The organism is Arenimonas metalli CF5-1 (assembly GCF_000747155.1).
Lineage (GTDB): Bacteria > Pseudomonadota > Gammaproteobacteria > Xanthomonadales > Xanthomonadaceae > Arenimonas > Arenimonas metalli.
In genome coordinates, this window is the sequence record NZ_AVCK01000002.1 from 1 (window position 1) to 19,838 (window position 19,838).

The 19,838-nt window shown below is 71.2% G+C and carries 21 protein-coding genes; 8 read left to right on the top strand and 13 right to left on the bottom strand.

The genetic code is table 11. The features are described from left to right. Together N787_RS00485 and coq7 are read left to right on the top strand one after the other, a co-directional pair. A partial coding sequence (locus N787_RS00485; protein ID WP_034209979.1) for a heterodisulfide reductase-related iron-sulfur binding cluster occupies positions 1-527 on the top strand: 527 nt, incomplete at its 5' end. Further along, complete coding sequence (coq7, locus tag N787_RS00490; RefSeq protein WP_034209980.1) at positions 524-1,168, top strand: 2-polyprenyl-3-methyl-6-methoxy-1,4-benzoquinone monooxygenase; 645 nt, start codon at positions 524-526, stop codon at positions 1,166-1,168. The genes N787_RS00485 and coq7, both read left to right, overlap by 4 nt. Before the next feature lie 213 nt (positions 1,169-1,381). On the opposite strand, the gene speD is transcribed toward coq7, so the two are convergent. Beyond that, positions 1,382-2,176 carry an adenosylmethionine decarboxylase gene (speD, locus tag N787_RS00495; protein WP_034209981.1) on the bottom strand — a complete coding sequence of 265 codons (795 nt, stop codon included), beginning with the start codon at positions 2,174-2,176 and terminating at the stop codon, positions 1,382-1,384. Positions 2,177-2,366: 190 nt separating this feature from the next. On the opposite strand from speD, the gene crp reads away from it, so the two are divergent. Then, positions 2,367-3,038, top strand: a complete 672-nt coding sequence (gene crp / locus N787_RS00500) for a cAMP-activated global transcriptional regulator CRP (RefSeq protein ID WP_052574982.1) — start codon at positions 2,367-2,369, stop codon at positions 3,036-3,038. 3 nt (positions 3,039-3,041) lie between these two features. After that, entirely contained in the window at positions 3,042-3,503 is a 462-nt protein-coding gene (locus N787_RS00505; protein WP_052574983.1) for a GNAT family N-acetyltransferase, read from the top strand. Positions 3,504-3,564: 61 nt separating this feature from the next. Here N787_RS00505 and N787_RS00510 read toward each other — a convergent pair whose 3' ends face one another. The 9 genes from N787_RS00510 to pdsR all read right to left on the bottom strand — a co-directional run bounded on the left by N787_RS00510 (position 3,565) and on the right by pdsR (position 14,129). Beyond that, entirely contained in the window at positions 3,565-4,221 is a 657-nt protein-coding gene (locus tag N787_RS00510; RefSeq protein WP_034209984.1) for a haloacid dehalogenase-like hydrolase, read from the bottom strand. 7 nt (positions 4,222-4,228) lie between these two features. Continuing rightward, entirely contained in the window at positions 4,229-5,017 is a 789-nt protein-coding gene (gene trpC / locus N787_RS00515; RefSeq protein WP_034209985.1) for an indole-3-glycerol phosphate synthase TrpC, read from the bottom strand. A 24-nt stretch (positions 5,018-5,041) separates the two neighbouring features. Next, on the bottom strand, positions 5,042-6,076 hold the full coding sequence (gene trpD / locus N787_RS00520) for an anthranilate phosphoribosyltransferase (protein WP_034209986.1): 1,035 nt from the start codon (positions 6,074-6,076) through the stop codon (positions 5,042-5,044). A 23-nt stretch (positions 6,077-6,099) separates the two neighbouring features. After that, the gene (locus tag N787_RS00525) at positions 6,100-6,687 is read right to left on the bottom strand and encodes an anthranilate synthase component II (protein ID WP_034209988.1); all 588 of its coding nucleotides are present in this window, start codon (positions 6,685-6,687) and stop codon (positions 6,100-6,102) included. A 129-nt stretch (positions 6,688-6,816) separates the two neighbouring features. Beyond that, a complete protein-coding gene (locus N787_RS00530; RefSeq protein WP_211252113.1) occupies positions 6,817-7,836 on the bottom strand; it encodes a TerC family protein in 1,020 nt (339 codons plus the stop codon). A gap of 250 nt (positions 7,837-8,086) precedes the next feature. Next, positions 8,087-9,832, bottom strand: coding sequence for a sensor domain-containing diguanylate cyclase (locus tag N787_RS00535; protein ID WP_052574984.1), 1,746 nt, complete (start codon positions 9,830-9,832; stop codon positions 8,087-8,089). Positions 9,833-9,838: 6 nt separating this feature from the next. Continuing rightward, positions 9,839-11,314 (bottom strand): anthranilate synthase component I, encoded by a 1,476-nt coding sequence (gene trpE / locus N787_RS00540; RefSeq protein WP_034209990.1) that lies wholly within the window; start codon positions 11,312-11,314, stop codon positions 9,839-9,841. Positions 11,315-11,419: 105 nt separating this feature from the next. Then, positions 11,420-13,438 carry an ATP-binding protein gene (locus N787_RS00545; protein WP_034209991.1) on the bottom strand — a complete coding sequence of 673 codons (2,019 nt, stop codon included), beginning with the start codon at positions 13,436-13,438 and terminating at the stop codon, positions 11,420-11,422. Between the two features lies 1 nt (position 13,439). Beyond that, a complete protein-coding gene (pdsR, locus tag N787_RS00550; RefSeq protein ID WP_034209992.1) occupies positions 13,440-14,129 on the bottom strand; it encodes a proteobacterial dedicated sortase system response regulator in 690 nt (229 codons plus the stop codon). Positions 14,130-14,272: 143 nt separating this feature from the next. Between pdsR and N787_RS00555 the strand changes: the two genes are divergently transcribed. The 3 genes from N787_RS00555 to N787_RS00565 all read left to right on the top strand — a co-directional run bounded on the left by N787_RS00555 (position 14,273) and on the right by N787_RS00565 (position 17,211). Further along, positions 14,273-16,306, top strand: coding sequence for a marine proteobacterial sortase target protein (locus tag N787_RS00555; protein WP_052574985.1), 2,034 nt, complete (start codon positions 14,273-14,275; stop codon positions 16,304-16,306). A gap of 93 nt (positions 16,307-16,399) precedes the next feature. After that, positions 16,400-16,594, top strand: coding sequence for a hypothetical protein (locus tag N787_RS00560; RefSeq protein WP_034209993.1), 195 nt, complete (start codon positions 16,400-16,402; stop codon positions 16,592-16,594). A 29-nt stretch (positions 16,595-16,623) separates the two neighbouring features. After that, positions 16,624-17,211, top strand: a complete 588-nt coding sequence (locus tag N787_RS00565; protein WP_211252114.1) for a class GN sortase — start codon at positions 16,624-16,626, stop codon at positions 17,209-17,211. 228 nt (positions 17,212-17,439) lie between these two features. Here N787_RS00565 and rpe read toward each other — a convergent pair whose 3' ends face one another. Next, complete coding sequence (rpe, locus tag N787_RS00570; RefSeq protein WP_034209994.1) at positions 17,440-18,117, bottom strand: ribulose-phosphate 3-epimerase; 678 nt, start codon at positions 18,115-18,117, stop codon at positions 17,440-17,442. A 199-nt stretch (positions 18,118-18,316) separates the two neighbouring features. Between rpe and N787_RS00575 the strand changes: the two genes are divergently transcribed. Beyond that, positions 18,317-19,144 (top strand): outer membrane protein, encoded by an 828-nt coding sequence (locus N787_RS00575; protein WP_034209995.1) that lies wholly within the window; start codon positions 18,317-18,319, stop codon positions 19,142-19,144. 45 nt (positions 19,145-19,189) lie between these two features. Here the strand turns inward: N787_RS00575 and N787_RS00580 are convergent, their stop codons facing one another. Then, positions 19,190-19,513, bottom strand: coding sequence for a J domain-containing protein (locus N787_RS00580; protein ID WP_034209996.1), 324 nt, complete (start codon positions 19,511-19,513; stop codon positions 19,190-19,192). Continuing rightward, positions 19,510-19,827, bottom strand: coding sequence for a c-type cytochrome (locus N787_RS00585; RefSeq protein ID WP_156968843.1), 318 nt, complete (start codon positions 19,825-19,827; stop codon positions 19,510-19,512). Before N787_RS00585 ends, N787_RS00580 begins: the two co-directional genes overlap by 4 nt. Between the last annotated feature and the right edge of the window lie 11 nt (positions 19,828-19,838).

The window sequence follows — 19,838 nt, forward strand, 5'->3', positions numbered from 1 at the left end:
AGGGCTGCTGCGGCGCCGCGGCCGCGCACGCCGGCGACGCCGCCACGGCCGCCCGCCTCGGCGACGCCAACCGCGCCGCCTTCCAGGGCCGCGACCGCGTGCTGTGCCTGGCCAGCGGCTGCCTCGACAGCCTCTCGCGCAGCGTGGACGGCCGCGCCGAGGACGCCCTGGCGGCGCTGGATGCGCTCGGCGACCGGCTGGCCTTCCGCCCTGCGCACGGGCGCGTGGTCCTGCACCTGCCCTGCACCCAGCGCAGCGGCGCGGCCCTGCGCCGGCTGCTGGGCCGCATCCCCGGGCTCGACCTGGTGGTGCTGCCCGACGCCGGCTGCTGCGGCGCCGCGGGCCTGCACCAGGTGGCGTTCCCGGCGCGGGCCGCGGCCCTGCGAGGTCCGGTTCACGCCGCCGTGGCGGCCAGCGGTGCCACGGTATTGCTGTCGGCCAACATCGGCTGCCGCCTGCACCTGGCGCCCGGGCTTAAAATGCCGGTGCGCCATCCCATCGACTTCCTCGCCGAGCACCTGGCATGACCGCGACCCGCCACTTCAGCCCGCTGGACCGGATCCTGATCGAGGCCCAGCACGCCCTGGGCACCACGCTGGGGCAGGCCCGCGCGGAGCGACCGAACCCCGCCGGCGAGCTGCCGCGGGCCGCGCTGGACCCGGCCGAACGCCGGCACGCCGCCGGCCTGATGCGCATCAACCACACCGGCGAGGTCTGCGCGCAGGCGCTGTACGTCGGCCAGGCCGCGGTGGCCCGCGACGCCGCCACCCGCGCCCAGCTCGAGCACGCCGCGCAGGAGGAAACCGACCACCTGGCCTGGTGCGCCGACCGCCTGCGCGAGCTCGACAGCCGGCCCAGCCTGTTCAACCCGCTGTTCTACGCGGGCAGCTACGCCATCGGCCTGGCCGCAGGCCTGCGCGGCGATGGCTGGAACCTGGGCTTCGTGGTCGAAACCGAGCGCCAGGTCGAGGCGCACCTCGAGGAACACCTGGCCACCCTGCCCCCGGGCGACGAGCGCAGCCGCGCGATCCTGCGCACCATGAAGTCCGACGAGGCCCGCCACGCCGACGAAGCCCTCGCCGCCGGCGCCCGCGTCCTCCCCTCCCCCATCCCCCGCCTCATGGCCCTGACCTCGCGTGTGATGAAGGCCGTGGCCTACCGGGGCTGACGTGTTCGAACGCGGATAAGAGCGGAAACGTCGGATAAAGGCGGATACGGCGAAGGCTAGAGGGGGTTTTCAAGATCTGGAACGAACTGGCGTGGAGCCATCCGAAATTGCTCTATCGGCTCTTATCCGACGTTTCCGCTCTTATCCGCGTTCAAATAAAAACGGCCCGGTGTTCGCGACACCGGACCGTCAATACGCGCAACCTGCAGCGGATCAGTCGGCCAGGTTGTGGCCGTTGAAGAGCTCGACGATCTCGCGCTTGAGCTGGTTCTCGATGCGCATGCGGTCCTTGAAGCCGAGGTTCTTGGCCTTCTCCTCGAACAGGTAGGTGTCGAGGTCGAACTCCTTGAGGTGCATCTTCGTGTGGAACAGGTTTTCCTGGTACACGTTGACGTCGATCATCTCGTACTTGTTCTTGATCGGCTTGGACAGGAAGTCCTGGATCGAGTTGATCTTGTGGTCGATGTAGTGCTTCTTGCCCTTCACGTCGCGGGTGAAGCCGCGCACGCGGTAGTCCATCACCACGATGTCGGACTCGAAGGACTCGATCAGGTAGTTCAGCGCCTTCAGCGGCGAGATGACGCCGCAGGTGGCCACGTCGATGTCGGCGCGGAATGTGGCGATGCCGTTGTGCGGGTGGGTTTCCGGATAGGTGTGCACGGTGATGTGCGACTTGTCCAGGTGCGCCACCACGGCGTCGGAGATCAGCTCCTTGCCGGCCGCCTTCTTGTCGATCACGGGCTCTTCCGAGATCAGGATCGTCACCGAGGCACCCTGCGGGTCGTAGTCCTGGCGGGCCACGTTGAGGATGTTGGCGCCGATGATCTCGGCCACGTCGGTCAGGATCTGGGTCAGGCGCTCGGCGTTGTACGCCTCGTCGATGTACTCGATGTAGCGCTGGCGCTGCTCTTCCGAGACCGCGTAGCAGACGTCGTAGATGTTGAAGCTCAACGCCTTGGTGAGGTTGTTGAAACCCTGGAGCCGGAGGCGAGGCAGTGGCTTGACCACGTGGGCATTCCCGTATGCGGAGGGGGTGGAGCGAGGGGGCGCATTATCGGCCAAACCGCCCCCCGGGGGAACCTTGGCGCCGGAAGGGGCCTCGCCGGCATTGCCCGGGGCACGTTACCGGCCTAAGCTGAATGCTTGCAGGGGCCTCCAGAGCCCGCCTTGGCGCCGTCAGAACAGGAGTTCGCCGAACATGTCGATCCAGCCGCCGAAACTGGTCAACAGCCCGCTGGCGCCCGATGCCGCGACCATGGGCCGCTTCCTCGACCACTGCCACCGGCGCCGCTACCCGTCCCGCACCGACGTCTTCCGGCCCGGGGCGCCCGCCACCTCGCTGCACTACGTGGTCAGCGGCTCGCTCAGCGTGGTCAGCGAGGAGCCCGATGGCCGCGAGCTGATCCTGGGCTACGTCAACGCCGGCGAGTTCATCGGCGAGATGGGCCTGTTCTTCGCCGCCGATGCCCGCGCGGTGGTGGTCCGCACGCGCAGCGCCTGCGAGCTGGCCGAGATCAACTACGACCGCCTGCACCAGCTCTTCGCCGGCCCGCTGCAGGCCGAGTGCCCGCGCATCCTGTACGCGATCGGCCTGCAGCTGTCCAAGCGCCTGCTCGACACCAGCCGCAAGGCCAGCCGCCTCGCCTTCCTCGACGTCAGCGGCCGCATCATCCGCACCCTGCACGACCTCTGCGCCGAGCCCGATGCGCTCTCGCACCCGCAGGGCACCCAGATCCGGGTGTCGCGCCAGGAGCTGGCGCGCATCGTCGGCTGCTCGCGCGAGATGGCCGGGCGCGTGCTCAAGCAGCTGCAGGAGCAGAACCTGCTGCACGCCCGCGGCAAGACCGTCGTGGTTTACGGCACCCGCTGAGGCATGGGCCGGTCCGGCGTCGCGGGCACCGATTCCCTGCTGGTCCGTCCCGCGACGACCCAGGACGCCGCCGGCGTCGCCACCCTGCTCGGCGTGCTGGGCTACCCCTGCGACCGCGCCGAAGCCGCGAACCGCCTGCGGGCCCTGGCCGAGGAGGCCGACCAGGAAATCCTGGTCGCCGACCGCCACGGCTGCCTGGTCGGGCTGCTGGCGCTGGACCTGATGTATTACCTGCCGCTGGGCGCGCGCACCTGCCGCATCACGGCGCTGGTGGTCTCCGACGGCGAACAGCGCCGCGGCGTCGGCCGCATGCTGCTGCGCGAGGCCGAGCACCGCGCCCGCCTGGCCGGCGCGGCGCGCATCGAGCTCACCTCCGCCACCCACCGCACCGAGGCCCACGCCTTCTACAAAGCCTGCGGCTTCAACGAAAGCGCCCTGCGCTTCCTCAAACGCCTCGGCGACTGACCAAAAAGGGGTCAGAGTAAATATTTGTTTGAAACAAATATTTACTCTGACCCCTTTTTGGTCAGCGGAGGAGTTCGAAGGCGCCGCGGAGGCGCTTGTGGACGCGGGCCAGGCTGCGCGGGTCGGGGCGGACCAGCACGGGCCGCGCTGTTTCGCACAGGAGGGGCAGGTCCCAGAAGCTGTCGCTGTAGACCGCCGCGAAAGGCGACCGGATGCCTTCGCGGGCGAGCGCGGCGATCTTGCGCGGGCCGATCGTGTGCTCCTGCCCGATCCAGCCGCCGAAGGCCTGGCGCACGCTCGAGCCCACCACGGGCACCGCCGGCTGGCCCAGTGCCTGCCACAGGTCGCGGGCCAGGCTGGCCTCGGCGCCGGTGACGATCACCACCGGGTCGCCGGCCTCGAGGTGGGCGTGCAGGCGACGCACGGCGGGCGCGATGAGGAGTTCATCGCGGCGCAGCGCGCACTCACGGAGGAAGTCCTCGCGCGCCTCGACCAGCGCCTCCTGGGTGCGGCCCACCGTGGCCAGCCAGGTGTAGAAGCTGGCCGGCAACCACGCGCTGCGCCACCAGGCAAAGCCGGGCGCGAGGAAGGGAAAGCTCAGGCCGGCCGCGAGCCGGCGCAGCGGATGGCTGCGGAGCTGGCCGCGCAGCCAGGCCGCCGCGCAGTCGCCCCGCACCAGGGTACCGTCGAAGTCGAACAGGACGGTCGCGGCGGGCATCGGGGCCTCAGGCGAACAGGCGCGCCAGCTCGGCGCCCGGGTCCGGCGCGCGCATGAAGGCCTCGCCGACGAGGAAGGCGTGCACGCCGTTGCCGCGCATCAGCGCGACGTCGGCGGGCGTGGCGATGCCGCTCTCGGTGACCAGCAGGCGGTCGCCCGGCACGGCCTGCTTCAGGTCGAGCGTGGTCTGCAGCGTCACGTCGAAGGTGCGCAGGCTGCGGTTGTTGATGCCCACCAGCGGCGCCCCGACCTGCAGCGCGCGCTCGAGTTCGTCGATGTCGTGCACTTCCACCAGCACGTCCATGCCGAGGTCCATCGCCAGGTGCGAGAGGTCGGCCAGGGCCGCGTCGCCCAGCGCGGCCACGATCAGCAGGATGCAGTCGGCGCCCAGCAGGCGCGCCTCGTACACCTGGTAGGCGTCCACGGTGAAGTCCTTGCGCAGCACCGGCAGCGTGCAGGCGCCGCGGGCCTGCACCAGGTAGTCGTCCGCGCCCTGGAAGAAGTCGACGTCGGTGAGCACGGACAGGCAGGCCGCGCCGCCGCGCTCGTAGCTGGCGGCGATGTCGGCGGGATGGAAGTCGGGGCGGATCACGCCCTTGCTGGGGCTAGCCTTCTTGACCTCGGCGATCACGGCCGGCCGGCCGGCATCGATCTTCGCCTGCAGCGCGGCGGCGAAGCCGCGGGTCGGCGGCAGGCCCTCGCAGCGCGCCACGAGCTCGGCCAATGGCAGGCGCGCGGCGCGCTCGGCCACTTCTTCGGCCTTGCGGCGCAGGATGGTTTGCAGGATGTCGCTCATGTCGTTCCTCGGTGGGCGGCCGGCTCAGCGCCCGCCCAAGCGGCGGGTGGCGGCGACGAACTCGTCGAGCTTGGCGCGGGCCTTGCCGGCGGCGATGGCCTTGCGCGCCTGGTCGATGCCGTCGGCGATCGAGACCGCGCGGCCGGCGGCGTACAGCGCGGCGCCGGCGTTGAGCGCGACGATTTCCTTCGGAAGGCCGTCCTTGCCGTCCAGCGCCTCCTTCAGCAGCACCATCGACTCTTCCGAGTTCTCGACGCGCAGGTTGCGGCTGGCGGCCATCGAGATGCCGAAGTCCTCGGGATGGATCTCGTACTCCACCACGTCGTCGCCGCGAAGCTCGCCGACCATGGTGGCGCCGCCCAGCGAGATCTCGTCCATGCCATCGCGGCCCCAGACCACCAGCGCGCGCTTGGCGCCGAGGCGCTGCAGCACGCGCACCTGGATGCCGACGAGGTCGGGATGGAACACGCCCATCAGGATGTTGGGCGCGCTGGCCGGGTTGGTGAGCGGGCCGAGGATGTTGAAGATGGTGCGCACGCCCAGCTCCTTGCGCACCGGGGCCACGTTCTTCATGGCCGGGTGGTGGATGGGCGCGAACATGAAGCCCATGCCGGTCTCGGCGATGCAGGCCGCCACCTGCTCGGGCTGCAGCTCGATCACCGCGCCCAGGGCCTCGAGCACGTCGGCGCTGCCTGACTTGGACGAGACGCTGCGGTTGCCGTGCTTGGCCACCTTGGCGCCCGCCGCCGCCACCACGAACATGCTGGCCGTGGAGATGTTGAAGGTGTGCGCGCCGTCGCCGCCGGTGCCGACGATGTCGACGAAGTTGTGCGCGTCGGGCACCACCACCTTGGCGGCGAACTCGCGCATCACCCGCGCCGCGCCGGCGATCTCGCCGACGGTTTCCTTCTTCACGCGCAGGCCGGAGAGGATGGCGGCCGTGACCACGGGCGAGACGTCGCCGCGCATGATCTGGCGCATCAGCTCCACCATCTCGTCGTGGAAGATCTCGCGGTTCTCGATGATGCGCTGGAGCGCGTCCTGCGGGGTAATCGGCATGGCGTTGGCCTGTGGGAGGGGTTTCAACCCCGATCCGCCTTGATGAAGTTACGAAGCATGTCGTGCCCGTGCTGCGTCAGGATCGACTCCGGATGGAACTGCACGCCCTCGACCGCGAGCGTCTTGTGCCGCAGCCCCATGATCTCGTCGATCGAGCCGTCTTCGTTCTCGGTCCAGGCCGTGACCTCGAGGCAGTCGGGCAGCGATTCCTTGCGCACCACCAGCGAGTGGTAGCGCGTGGCCTCGAACGGATCCGGCAGGCCGGCGAACACGCCCACGCCCTTGTGGCGGATCGGCGAGGTCTTGCCGTGCATGATCGTGCGTGCGCGCACCACCTCGCCGCCGAAGGCCTGGCCCAGGCTCTGGTGGCCCAGGCAGACGCCGAGGATCGGCACCTGGCCGGCCAGCTTCTCCAGCACCTCCAGCGACACGCCCGCCTCGTTGGGCGTGCACGGCCCGGGCGAGATGACGATGTGGTCGGGCTTGAGCGCGGCGATCTGCGCGACCGTGAGGTCGTCGTTCCGGACGACCTTCACGTCCTGCCCCAGCTCGCCGAAATACTGGACGAGGTTGTAGGTGAAGCTGTCGTAGTTGTCGATCATCAACAGCATTGGTAAGGCCGGCCGTCGCGGAAAAGAGCGCAAGTATAGGGCCGACGAAGGCTCGATGCCGCCCTTTCCGGCCGGGGACCGGGCGCCCGGGGCGGCCGGTGGGGCCGCCGCCGGGCGCACGGGCCGGGCCTAGTCCGCCGCGGGGGCCGCGCTGCCGCGGGACTTCCACAGCGAATAGCCGATGCCGCCCGCCAGCAGGGCCACCGTGACGCCGAGGCTCAGCTCCGCGGGCATCTTGCCGTCCCACAGCCAGTCGCCGAGCAGGATCTTGGCGCCGATGAAGACCAGCACCAGCGCCAGCGCGTACTTGAGGTAGTGGAAGCGGTGCACGACCGCCGCCAGCGCGAAGTAGAGCGCCCGCAGGCCGAGGATGGCGAAGATGTTCGAGGTGTAGACGATGAACGGATCGGGCGTGATGGCGAAGATGGCCGGCACCGAGTCGATCGCGAACACGACGTCGGCCAGCTCCACCAGCACCAGGCACAGGAACAGCGGCGTCGCGAACCAGGCCAGCTTGCCGGTGGCGCCGTCGGGCAGCTTCACCCAGAAGCGTTCGCCGTGCAGCTCGTCGGTCACCCGCAGCCGCCGGCGCAGGAACTTCAACACGCGGTTGTCCGCGAGGTCGGGCTGGTGGTCGATCGCGAACAGCATCTTGATGCCGGTCGCGATCAGCAGCACCGCGAACACGTACAGCACCCAGGCGAAGTTCATCACCAGGGCCGCGCCGGCGCCGATCATGATCGCGCGCAGCACGATCACGCCCAGGATGCCCCAGAACAGCACGCGGTGCTGGTGGATACGGGGCACCGCGAAGTAGGCGAAGATCATCGAGATGACGAACACGTTGTCCAGCGCCAGCGCCTTCTCGACCAGGTAGCCGGTCAGGTACAGGGTCACCGCTTCCCAGGCGCGGGCCTCGGCGGTCGGCAGGGCCGCGATCTGCGGATCGAGGGCGCCCTCGCCGCCGTAGGCGCGGTAGATGAACCAGACGGCGACCGCCCACAGCAGGCCGAGGCCGATGTAGAGCGCCGACATCCACAGGCTTTCCTTCACTTCGATCTCGTGGGCGTCGCGGTGCAGCACGCCCAGGTCGAAGACAAGAATGGCCAGTACGACGGTGATGAAGGCCAGCCACACCCAAACGGGCATGCCGAGCCAGATTCCAGCAAGGATTTCCATGGTCAAGTTCCCAGGCAGGTCGAAGGTTCGATGCCAGGCGCCGCCGTTCGGGCAGGAACATGGGGAGCAGCGGGCCAGGGCGTCGTGTCGTCGACTACGACATCGCCGTGCTTTGCGCACGACCAGAGGGGCCCGCAGTCATGCGGGAAGTTGCGGGGCATGCCGTGAAAGCCCGGTGAAGTGACTTTCCGGGGCGCCCCCGGGCCGGCCCGTGGGGCGACTAGGGCGCCGCCACTTCCACCCGGTTCCGCCCGTTGCGCTTGGCCCGGTAAAGCGCGTCGTCGGCCGCGGCCAGCAGGCGCTCGGGAGCCTTGAGCAGGTCGCCCTGGCGGCCCCACAGCACCGCCACGCCCACGCTGATCGTCACCGGCACGGCCGTGCGGCCCACGGAAATCGGTCCCGCGTTCTCGATGCAGGCGCGCAGGCGCTCGGCCAGGGGCATGGCCTCCGACATCGGCGCCTCCAGCGCCAGCACCGCGAACTCCTCGCCGCCCACGCGCGCCAGCAGGTCGCCGCCGCGCACGTTTTCCTCCAGCAGCATCGCCACCCGGCGCAGCACGGCGTCGCCGGCGGGGTGGCCGTGGGTGTCGTTGATCACTTTGAAGTGGTCGATGTCCATCGTCACCAGCGCCAGCGGCTTGCCCTTCTCGCCGCAGCGGATCACTTCGCGCGCCAGCTGGTCGCCGAAGTGGCGGCGGTTGGCGAGGCCGGTCAGGCCGTCGGTCATGGCCAGCACTTCGAGCTGGGCATTGGCTTCGCTGAGCTCGACGGTGCGCTCGCGCACGCGCTGCTCGAGCTGCTGGGTGAGCGCGGTGAGCTCGCGCTCGTGCGCCGTGAGTTCCTCCACCAGGCCGCGCAGCGCGCCGGTGAGTTCGCGCGCCTCGCGGTAGCCGCGCTCGGGCGGGAAGGTCGCATCCGGCTCGCCGGCCTGCAGGCGCCGCGCCGCGGCGGCCAGCGCCTGCAGCGGCGTGCCGATCTGGCGCGCCAGCAGGAACGCCACCAGCAGGAACACGAGTGTCAGCGCCACCGACACCAGCCAGATCTGGCGCCGCAAGTCGGCCACCGGCGCGAACGCCAGCTCGGCGTCCTTGCGCACCAGCACCGCCCAGCCCAGGCTTTCGAACAGCGGGCGACCGCGCGTCCTTGCATAGCCGGTGAGGTAGTCGCGGCCGTCGGGCCAGGTCTCGAGCACGAAGCCAGGCGGCCCCGCGCGCACGGCCCGTCCGCTGGAGACCTCGAGCAACCGGTCGCGCCAGCCCTCGGGACCCAGCACGACCATGCCGTCGTTGTTGAGTACGAACACCTCGACCGGATCGCGTCCGATCTGGCCGGCGATCAGGTCCCGCCGCAGCCGCTCCGCCCATTCCGAGGACAAGTGCGCGCCCACCACGCCCACCGGCACCCCGAAATCGTCGTGCACCGGGGCGGCGACATCGATCAGGCGCAGCGGGTCATCGGCCGGGGAATCGATGTACTTCTGCAGCAGCACCGCGTCGCGGATGTCGCCGACGAAGGGGTCGCGCAGCCCGGCCTTGAACCAGGGACGGGCCGACACGTTCTCGCCTTCCAGCATGCCGCGGCTGGCGACACGGACGACGCCGGTGGCGTCGGCGATGCCGATCCAGGCGTAGTCGCGATAGGTCAGCTGCATCATGTCGAACATGGCGCGCAGCGTTTCCTGGTTCGCCTCAGGCTCGGCGATGCCGGGCTGCAGCGACAGCGTACGCATGTCGTTGAGGCGCTCGTAGAGACCCTCGTCCATCCGCTCGGCCAGCGCGCCGGCGTTGGCGGCGAGGCGCAGGCCGATGTCGTACTCAAGCTCGTCGCTGGCGGCCCGCTCGACCAGCACCGACAGCACGCCGACCAGCAAGACCGCCAGCAGGCCATAGCTCAGGCCCAGCCAGGCCCGCAGGCCGGCGCGGCGTGGCCGCAGCCGCTCGATCAAGCCGCGGACGCGCGGACCCATCCGCGGCTAGAGCCCGCCGGCCGCCTGGGCCACGGCGCGGAACAGCGCGCGGCCCTTGTTCATCGTCTCGTCCCATTCCTTTTCGGGATCGGAGTCGTGGACGATGCCGGCGCCCGCCTGAACGTGCAGGCGGCCGTCCTGGATGACGGCGGTGCGGATGGCGATGGCGGTGTCGGCGTCGCCCCACCAGTTGAGGTAGCCGACGGCGCCGGAATAGATGTTGCGCTTCACCGGCTCGAGTTCGCGGATCACCTCCAGCGCGCGGATCTTCGGCGCGCCGCTGACGGTGCCGGCCGGGAAGGTGGCCTTGATCACTTCGGCGAAACCAACGCCCGGGCGCACCTGGCCGCGCACTTCGCTGACGATGTGCATCACGTGCGAATAGCGCTCGATGATGAAGCGATCAGGCACGGTGACGCTGCCCGGCTCGGCGACGCGGCCGACGTCGTTGCGGCCCAGGTCGATCAGCATCAGGTGCTCGGCGCGCTCCTTCGGGTCGGCCAGCAGCTCGGCCTCGAGCGCGGCATCGGCCTCGGCGGTGGCGCCGCGCGGGCGCGTGCCGGCGATCGGCCGCACGGTGATCTCGCCGCCCTGCAGGCGCACCAGGATCTCGGGCGAACTGCCCACCACCTGGGTGCCGCCCAGGTCGAGGAAATACATGTACGGCGACGGGTTGAGCGCGCGCAGCGCCCGGTACACGTCCACCGGCCGCGCCCGGAACGGCACGCTCATGCGCTGGCTCAGCACCACCTGGAAGATGTCGCCGGCGCGGATGTACTCCTTCGATTTCTCGACCGCGGCCAGGAAGCCGTCCTTGGTGAAGCCGGACACGAAGTCCTGCTCGCTCAGCAGCGAGGGATCGAGCACGTCCGGGTAGCTGCGGCCGGAGTGGCGCAGGCGATAGACCAGCTCGTCGAGCCGGCGCACGGCCTTCGCGTACGCCTGCGGCTCGGCAGGATCGGCGTGAACGATCAGGTACAGGCGGCCCTTGAGGTTGTCGAACACCGCCACTTCTTCGCTCAGCAGCAGCAGCGCGTCGGGCGTGCCGAGCTGGTCGGGCTTGTCGCCACCGGCCAGCCGCTTCTCGATCCAGCCGATGGTCTCGAAGCCGAAGTAGCCGACCAGGCCGCCCGTGAAGGCCGGCAGGTCCGGCATGCGCGGCACGGTGAACGATTCGCGCAGGCGGTCGACTTCCGCCAGCGGGTCTTCGAGCTGGCGGGTCTCGGTGAGCTCGCCGTGCTCCCGCACTTCCAGCGTGTGGTCGCGGAAGGTGTAGGTGCGCCGCGCAGGCAGGCCGATGATGGAATAGCGGCCCCAGGTTTCGCCGCCTTCGACGGACTCGAACAGGTAGGTATGCGGGCCGTCCGCCAGCTTCAGGTACACCGACAGCGGCGTATCGAGGTCCGACAGCACTTCACGGACGACGGGGATGCGGTTGTGGCCTTCACCGGCCAGGCGCTTGAACTCTTCGGCGGAAATCACGGGGCAAGCCTTTGCGGACAGGCCCCAAGTATAGCCACCGCCCCGTGTAGGAGGGACTTCAGTCCCGAAGCTTTCCGGCGAGGAGCATCGGGACTGAAGTCCCTCCTACAGAGACCGGGGGATGTCGCGGAGGTGGAGGGTGAACTCGACGCCGTCGCCGGCGGGCAGGTTGCGGGCGTCGGCGTGGCCGCGGTGGAGCTCGGTGATGAGCTTGGCGATGTGAAGGCCGAAGCCCAGGTGCGTGCCGCCCTCGTCGCGCTGCGGCTTGGCCCGCAGGCTGACCAGGGAATCGAACAGCCGCGACTGCATCGCCTCCGGCAGCCGCGGGCCCGCGTTGGCCAGCGCGATGCGCGCGCCCTCGCCCTCCGCGGCCAGCGACAAGCGAACCCAGCCCTCGGGCGGGCAGAAGCCGCGCGCGTTGTCCACCAGCTTGTCCAGCGCCTGCACCACCAGCTCGGGCGAGCCGCGCAGCGGCAGCGGCGCCGCCGGAAGCTCGACCTGGAATTCACGCGGCGCCAGCAGCGACCGGTAGCCTTCGGCGCAATCGGCAAGCAGCGCCCGCAGGTCGAAGTCCTCGGGCTCGACCGCCGAGATCGCGTGCTCGATGCGCGTGACCTCGCTCATGGTGCGCACCAGCGTGCCCATGCGCTCGATGCCGTCGCGGGCGCGGCCGACGTAGGGCCGCGCCTCGGCCGGCAGGTCGGCCGAATCGAGGTTGTCGAGCGAGGTGCGCACGATCGCCAGCGGCGTATTGAGCTCGTGCGAGAGCTTGCCCGACAGCGAGCGCAGGTAGTCGGTGTAGCCCGCGACCTGGTCCAGCAGGCTGGCGAAGCTGCGCGAGAGGTCGCCCACCTCGTCGCGCGCGGCCGTGACCGGGAAGCGCGTGACGCGGCCCTCGCGGTCCAGCGCCTGCTCGGCGGCGTCGCGCAGGCGTCGGATGCGCGTGCCCAGCCGCGAGGCGAACAGGAACAGCAGCCCGAACGAACCCAGGAACACCACGAAGCTCACGCCGAGCAGGCCGGAGAACGCGCGGTCGGTAAGCAGCAGCACTTCCGAGTTCGAGCGCTCTAGCAGCAGCGCGGCGCGCACCTGGCCATCCACCCGCACCGGCACCGCGGCCGACAGCAGCAGGCGCGCGCCGGAAGGATCGCGGCGCCAGGCCGTGCCGGGCTGGCCGGCGATGGCATCGGCGACTTCGGCGCGCAGCACGCGGCGCGCGTCGGCGGGCTCGCTGGCGGTGGGCAGCGTGTCGCGGAACAGCAGCGCGCGATACAGCCCGCGGCGCCACGGCAACAGGTCGTCTTCGGTGGTGTCGGCGCCGACCGCGCCGGCGCGCGCCATCACCCAGGCCGCGCGGTCGGCCAGCACCACGCGCATGCCAGGCGGCGCCAACGCCGCCAGCGTGGGCTCGAGGCCGCCCACGTAGCCGTGCACGGGGCGACCCTGCAGCGTGCCGTCCGCGTCCAGCGTGCCGGCCAGCCGCCGCTGGCCGCCGGCGTCGAGGTCGCGCGCCTCCAGGCCCAGCGTGCGCACGGCGAAGGCCTGGGGCAGCGCCAGTTCGACCGTGTAGCCCTCGGCATGCTCGCGCCAGAAGCCTTCGATGCGGATCGGCGGCGGCAGGCCGTCCTCGCCGGCCACGCGCAGCGCGCCCGTTTCGCTGTTGGCGAGCCGCAGGCGCAGTTCACCGGAGGGGCCGGAAAGATGCAGGCGCAGGCGGTCGTACTCGAGGTCGCCGGGCCAGTGCGCCTCGCCGCGCTGGCGGCTGGCGTCGCGCACGTCGAGCAGCAGGTGCAGGCGCTCGTTGCTGCGGCCCAGGGTCACCCGGAGCCAGGGCGTCGGGGCGCCGAACGCGTAGGGATCGACCTCGGCGCCCTGCCAGTCGCCGGCCTCGCCGTCGAGCCGCGGCGCGAACGCCAGCCGGTGCGCGAACCAGCCCTCGCCCGCCGGCGGCAGGCTGGCCGGCCGCACCGCGATGCCGCGCGCCAGCGCCTCGGCCGAGGCCAGCAGCGCCTGCTCCTGGCCCTGGCGCAGCAGGAACTCGAGCTGCTGCACGAACTTCCAGCCCGCCCACGGCAGCGCAAGCACCGACAGCGAAAGCAGCAGCAGCTTGGCGCGCAGGGTCACGTCAGGCGCGCCAGCGGTAGCCGGCGCCGTGCACGGTGTCGATCTCGTCGAAGGTGGCGTCGAGCGCCTGGAACTTCCGGCGGATGCGCTTGATGTGCGAGGTGATCGTGGCGTCGTCCACGACCACCTGCGCCTCGCGCATTAGCTGGTCGCGCGACTTCACGTGGCCGGGATAGCGCACCATCGCGTGCACCATCCAGAACTCGGTGACGGTGAGCGCCACCTCGGCCTCGTTCCAGCACACGCGCATGCGCTCGAGCTCGAGCGTGAGCGCGCGCAGGCGGTAAACCGACTCGCGCGCCTGCGGCGCGGCCAGCGAATCGAGCCGGCGGAACAGCGCGTGGATGCGGGCGGTCAGCTGCGGCAGGCTGGTGTCCTTGCTGAGGTAGTCATCGGCGCCCAGGCGCAGCCCAGAGATCACATCGAAGTCGGAGTCGCGCGCGGTCAGGAACAGGATCGGCAGCGTGGCCGAGCGCGCGCGCAGCTCGCGGCAGAGGTCGAAGCCGCCCTCGGGCTCGTCGCCCAGGCCGACGTCGATGATGACCAGGTCCGGCAGCTTCAGCGCGAACGCCGCCTGCGCCTCGGCGCGGCTGGCGTGGGGCTGGACTGCGTAACCGTGCCGGCGCAGGGCTTCGGCGTAGTTGGCGCGGATGGCGGGTTCGTCTTCGACGATGGCGACGGTGCGTGACATGGCGGCCAGCCTAGGCCAGCGCGCGGGGCGGCGGCAACGGATTGCCCGCAAATCGCCACAACTCGTCGGCGTCCTGCCCGAACCGGGCCCGGCGCCGGGCAGGCGGCGGCCGCGCAATGGCAGCGTCCCCAAGGAGCACCGCCATGCACGCCCGAGAAACCCGCAAGCCCCGCCTCTTCCGCCCCCGCCCGGCGCCCGCGCAGCCGCTGGTCTGGCTGTACCTGGTCGCCACGCTGGTGCTGGCCCTGGTGTTCGCCCTCGCCCCGGCCCGCGCCAGCGAGTTCGACCCGGAGCCCGACCCCGAACCCGAAGGCCTGCAGATGAAGATCGGCGACGAGTGGGTCGCCACCCTGGCCATGGACACCACCGTGGACATGCAGGTGCGCGGCCTGCTGGCCGAAGTGACGGTGCGCCAGACCTACCGCAACGACGCCAGCGAATGGCGCGAGGGCCGCTACCTGCTGCCGCTGCCCGAGAACGGCGCGGTTGGCGCGCTCACCCTGCGCGTCGGCGACCGGCTGATCGTGGGCGAGATCCGCGAGAAGGCCGAAGCCGAGGCGATCTACCAGGCCGCGGCCGCCAGCGGCCAGCGCGCCAGCCTGGTGTCGCAGAACCGCCCGAACCTGTTCCAGACCCGCGTGGCCAACATCGGCCCGGGCGAGGAAGTGGAGATCGAGGTGCGCTACTGGCAGCCGGTCGCCTTCCGCGACGGCGCGTTCTCGCTGCACCTGCCGCTGACCCTGACCCCGCGCTACGAAGGCACGCGCGAAGCCGCGGGCCTGCTCGACCCGGCCAGCCGCCCGGCCGCGCTGCCGGTCGCCGACGAAGCGATCGTGCGCAGCGGCGCGCTGCCGCCGACGGTGGCGCTGAGCGTCGAGATCGAGCCGGGCCTGCCGCTCAAGAGCGTCACCAGCCCCAGCCATGCGATCACCGTGTCGGCCGAGGGCAGCACCTACCGGGCCACGCTGGCCAACCTCGTTGACGCCAGCGACCGCGACTTCCTCCTGCGCTGGGAGCCCGTGCCCAGCCGCGCGCCGCGCAGCGCCGTGTTCACCGACACCTTGGACGGCGAGTCCTTCGCGATGCTGATGCTGGTGCCGCCCACGCTGCCGGTGGCGCCGCTGCCGCGTGAACTGATCCTCGTGATCGACAACTCCGGCTCGATGTCGGGCGCGTCCATGGAACAGGCGATCGAGGCCGCCGACCGCGCGCTGTCGCGGCTGCGCCCGGGCGATCGCTTCAACGTGGTGCGCTTCGACGACAGCTTCGAGCTGCTGTTCCCGGACGCCGTGGCCGCCGAGCCGGGCAACGTGGCCCGCGCCCGCAGCTTCGTGCGCTCGCTGCAGGCCGAGGGCGGCACCGAGATGCTGCCGGCGCTGCGCGCGGCGCTGGCCGGCCGGGCGCCGGCGGGCTACCTGCGCCAGGTGGTGCTGGCCACCGACGCCGCGATCGGCAACGAAGACGAACTGCTGCGCCTGATCGAAGCCGAGCGCGGCGAATCGCGCCTGTTCCCGGTCGGCATCGGCAGCGCGCCCAATGGCCACTTCCTGCGCAAGGCGGCCGAAGCCGGCCGCGGCACCCAGACCCTCGTCCGCAACGTCGAGGAAGTCACCGAAGTGATGGACGGCCTGCTGGCGAAGCTCGACCGGCCGGCGATGCGCGACATCACGCTGGCCTGGCCGGGCGCGGCCGAGATGCATCCGGCGCGCGTGCCCGACCTGTACGAAGGCGAGGTGCTGCAGGTGGTGGCGCGCGTCGAAAACCTGCAGGGCACGGTCGCCGTGAGCGGCCTGCGCCCGCAGCCCTGGACGCGCCAGCTGAAGCTGTCGGGCGGCTCCGCGGTGCCGGCCCCGGGCATTGGCCGGCTTTGGGCGCGCGCGCGCATCGACACGCTGGAGGATGCGATGCGCCGCGGCGAGAAGGAGTCCGAGATGCGCGCGCAGATCGTCGACACCGCCCTGCGCCACGGCCTGGTGAGCCGCTACACCAGCCTGGTGGCCGTGGACAAGACCCCGGCGCGCCCGGCCGGCGAGGCCATGGGCAGCTCGCAGGTGATGAACGCCACGCCTGAAGGATCCCTGCAATTCGCGCAGGGCAGCATGGGCTGGCTGCGCGAGCTGCTGCTGGCGCTGGCGATGGCGCTCGCGTCCTTCCTGCTGCTGCGCGGGAGGGCCTGAGCCATGGTCGCCCGCGTCATCGCCTGGATCGTCTGCACCGCCCTGCTTTGCCTCCTGCGCGAACCCGCGCAGGCCTGACCCCGGAGGTTTGCCATGGTCCTGATCGTCGAACGCCGTGATCTTCCCCCGCTGCCGCCGCTGGCGCCGGTGCCCGACCCGGGCCCGCGCTCGACCGAACGCGCGCTGCGCCACATGCACTGGCACTTCGTGCCCGCCGACGCCAGCCCGCTGCTGCGGCGCCGGCCAGTGCCCCTGGTTTCCCCTCGGACGGCGCAGGAGGCGCCGTGATTTCCCCCGTCGCCAGCCCCGCATCATGGATGCACCCTCGGGACAGGGAAGTCCCACCACCGCGGCTGCGCCGCTGGCTGGGCCGGGGGCTGATGCTGGCGGCGCTGGCGCTGGGCGGCCACGCCGCCTGGCTGCCGGCCAAGGCGATGCTGGCGCAGCAGCTGCTCGACCGCGCCTGGGAAACGAGCCTGGCCGACGGCGCCGCGCATCGCCCCTGGCCCTGGGCCGACACGCACCCGGTGGCGCGCCTCGGCGCGCCGCGACTGGGCATCTCGCAAATCGTGCTGGCCGGCGACGCCGGCCGGCCGCTGGCCTTCGGGCCGGGCTGGGCCGAAGCCAGCGCCGCGCCGGGCGCCACCGGCACGACCATCATCAGCGGCCACCGCGACACGCACTTCCGGTGGCTCGAACACCTGCGCGACGGCGACTGGGTCTCGCTGGAATCCGCCGCCGGCCCGCGCCGCTACCGCGTCACCGCCCGCGAGGTCGTGGACTCCCGCACCACCCGCATCGCCACCTCATCCACCGACCAGCTCGTGCTGGTCACCTGCTGGCCCTTCAACGCAACCGCCCCCCGCGGCCCGATGCGCTACGTCGTCACCCTCGCGCCGATCTAGGTTAGAGCGGTATTGACGCGGATTCACGCGGATGAACGCGGATAGAGCGAGAGCAGATCAATTAGGTGAAGAGGCGATAAAAAGGGGTCAGAGTGAATATTCGATTGAAACGAATATTTACTCTGACCCCTTTTTCTGTCTTGGCGGGCGCGATGGAGTTTCAGCTTCGGGGAATCACTCCCGCTTCTGCTCTATCCGCGTTCATCCGCGCAAATCCGCGTCGAAAAATCACCCCCCCCGGGCGGACGCGACAGCAGCACGCATGCGGGCGATCACGTCGGCGTAGTCGGGGGCGTTGAAGATGGCGGAGCCGGCGACGAAGGTGTCGGCGCCCGCCGCGGCGATGGCGGCGATGTTGTCGGCCTTGACGCCGCCGTCGATCTCCAGCCGGATCGGCTTGCCCAGCTTGTCGATGCGGTCGCGCACGCGCTTGAGCTTGTCCAGCGCCGACGGGATGAAGGCCTGGCCGCCGAAGCCGGGGTTGACCGACATCAGCAGCACCAGGTCGAGCTCGGGCAGCACGTAGTCCAGCACGTCCAGCGGCGTGGCGGGGTTGAGCACCAGGCCGGCCTGGCAGCCGTGCGACTTGATCAGCTGCACGGTGCGGTGCACGTGCTCGCTGGCCTCGGGATGGAAGCTGATGATGCTCGCGCCCGCGGCGGCGAAGTCGGGGACGATGCGGTCCACCGGCTTCACCATCAGGTGCACGTCGATCGGCGCGGTGACGCCGTGCTTGCGCAGCGCCTCGCAGACCAGCGGGCCGATGGTGAGGTTGGGCACGTAATGGTTGTCCATCACGTCGAAGTGCACCCAGTCGGCGCCGGCGGCGAGCACGTTGTCCACTTCCTCGCCCAGCTTGGCGAAATTGGCGGACAGGATGGACGGGGCGATCAGGCAGGACGACATGGCGGGACCCGGCAGCGGCGGGCGCGGCCCGCGGACGGCCCATTCTACCGGGCCAGCGACGCGGGCCGGGGCCGCCGTGGGAGCGACGCCGCCGGGCCTCGCGGGCGCGACCCGGGCCCTGCATCCGGCGGCCCCTTTGGGTGCGTAGGGGCAGAGGTCGGAGACAGCCGACGCCCCTTTGCCCAGGAGTCCCCCCACGATGAAGACCTCCCTCGCCCTGCTGATCAGCCTCGGCCTCGGCGCCGCCGGTGCCGCCCAGGCCCAGTCCCCCTGGAACGGCGCCTACGTCGGCGGCCACGCCGGCCCGTCCACCCAGGCGGATGCCCGCGGCGAAGCCATCCTGTTCGACACCAACCTCGACGGCGCCTTCGGCGACACCGTGCGCACCGCGGCGGGCGCGAACGCGTTCTCGCCCGGCTTCTGCGGCGGCGGCGCCAACGGCCCCACGCCCGCCAGCGGCTGCCGCAGCAACAGCGACGACGACAACGACGACTACGGCCTGCGCCTGGGCTACGACTGGCAGGACGGTGCCCTCGTCTACGGCGTGCTGGGCGAAGTGGCGCGCGGCGGCCTCACCGACAGCGTCGCGGCCTTCAGCACCACGCCGGCCTTCTACACGATGCGGCGCGAGCTCGAGACCAGCTATGCCCTGCGCGGCCGCGTCGGCTTCAGCTTCGGCGACGACCGCAACCTGCTCTACGCCACCGCGGGCTACGCCTGGGCGTCGGTGTCCAACGACTTCAGCACCAGCAACGGCGTCAACACCTTCGTGGCCAACGGCGACAGCGATGCCTCGGGCGCGCAGTACGGCGTGGGCTACGAGCGCCGGCTCGGCGAGGCGTTCTCGGTGGGGCTGGAGTACCTGCGCACCGACTTCGAGGACGAGGACTACCGGGTGCGGGCACAGGGCCCGGCGCCGGCCACCAATCCGTTCCTGCTGGTGAATCCCAACGGCACCGACTTCCGCCGCGGGAACAGCGACATAGAAGTCGAAAGCGTGCGGCTGACGCTCAACTACCGCTTCTGAGCCACGCGGCGCCGCGGGTGGGACGGCCCTTCCCCTGGGGCCGGCCTACTTGCGGCGCTGCTTCTGGATGCGCTCGTAGGCGGCGTTGATCTCGCGCGCCTTGTCCTCGGCCTGCTGCCGGATCTCGGGCGCCACGCCGCCTAGGCGGTCGGGATGGTACTGCGCGATCAGCCGGCGGTACGCGCGCTCGACCTCGGCCTCGCTGGCGTCGCTGGTGAGGCCGAGGATTTCGTAAGGGTCGTACTTCTTGCGGCGGAACCAGTCGGCGTCCAGCGCGTGGCCCAGCAGCAGGCCCAGCGCGGCGCCCGCCGGATGGCGCAGCAGCAGCCAGCCCGCCACGAAGCCGAGCAGCTTGCCGTAGTACCTCATCGCTGGCCCCCGCCGACGAAGCCGGGCTGGGCCGCGTACCAAGCCGCCAGCGCCTCGATGTCGCGCGGCTGCAGGGCGTTGGCGAGGCTGGTCATCGGGACCTGCTGGCGCTTGCCGCTGCGGTAGTCGGCCAGCGAGCGCTCGAGGTAGAGCCGGTCCTGGCCGCCGATGTGCGGCGTGCCCGGCGCGCGGCCGGTGCCGTCCTCGCCGTGGCAGGCGACGCAGAGACCGAGCTTGGCGGGCTTGGGCGGCAGGGCCGGGGCGGTGGCCGGGGCCGCGAGGCTGGCCAGCAGGAGCAGGGCGGGCGTGGTCATGGGCCGGATTC

Coding starts and splice junctions, on each gene's coding strand:
- N787_RS00555 (WP_052574985.1), top strand. CDS start 14,273: ATGCACGCCCGAGAAACCCGCAAGCCCCGCCTCTTCCGCCCCCGCCCG.
- coq7 (WP_034209980.1), top strand. CDS start 524: ATGACCGCGACCCGCCACTTCAGCCCGCTGGACCGGATCCTGATCGAG.
- N787_RS00525 (WP_034209988.1), bottom strand. CDS start 6,687: ATGCTGTTGATGATCGACAACTACGACAGCTTCACCTACAACCTCGTC.
- N787_RS00575 (WP_034209995.1), top strand. CDS start 18,317: ATGAAGACCTCCCTCGCCCTGCTGATCAGCCTCGGCCTCGGCGCCGCC.
- N787_RS00565 (WP_211252114.1), top strand. CDS start 16,624: ATGCACCCTCGGGACAGGGAAGTCCCACCACCGCGGCTGCGCCGCTGG.
- N787_RS00585 (WP_156968843.1), bottom strand. CDS start 19,827: ATGACCACGCCCGCCCTGCTCCTGCTGGCCAGCCTCGCGGCCCCGGCC.
- trpD (WP_034209986.1), bottom strand. CDS start 6,076: ATGCCGATTACCCCGCAGGACGCGCTCCAGCGCATCATCGAGAACCGC.
- N787_RS00505 (WP_052574983.1), top strand. CDS start 3,042: ATGGGCCGGTCCGGCGTCGCGGGCACCGATTCCCTGCTGGTCCGTCCC.
- crp (WP_052574982.1), top strand. CDS start 2,367: ATGTCGATCCAGCCGCCGAAACTGGTCAACAGCCCGCTGGCGCCCGAT.
- N787_RS00510 (WP_034209984.1), bottom strand. CDS start 4,221: ATGCCCGCCGCGACCGTCCTGTTCGACTTCGACGGTACCCTGGTGCGG.
- rpe (WP_034209994.1), bottom strand. CDS start 18,117: ATGTCGTCCTGCCTGATCGCCCCGTCCATCCTGTCCGCCAATTTCGCC.
- trpC (WP_034209985.1), bottom strand. CDS start 5,017: ATGAGCGACATCCTGCAAACCATCCTGCGCCGCAAGGCCGAAGAAGTG.
- N787_RS00560 (WP_034209993.1), top strand. CDS start 16,400: ATGGTCCTGATCGTCGAACGCCGTGATCTTCCCCCGCTGCCGCCGCTG.
- pdsR (WP_034209992.1), bottom strand. CDS start 14,129: ATGTCACGCACCGTCGCCATCGTCGAAGACGAACCCGCCATCCGCGCC.
- N787_RS00535 (WP_052574984.1), bottom strand. CDS start 9,832: ATGGGTCCGCGCGTCCGCGGCTTGATCGAGCGGCTGCGGCCACGCCGC.
- N787_RS00580 (WP_034209996.1), bottom strand. CDS start 19,513: ATGAGGTACTACGGCAAGCTGCTCGGCTTCGTGGCGGGCTGGCTGCTG.
- N787_RS00530 (WP_211252113.1), bottom strand. CDS start 7,836: ATGCCCGTTTGGGTGTGGCTGGCCTTCATCACCGTCGTACTGGCCATT.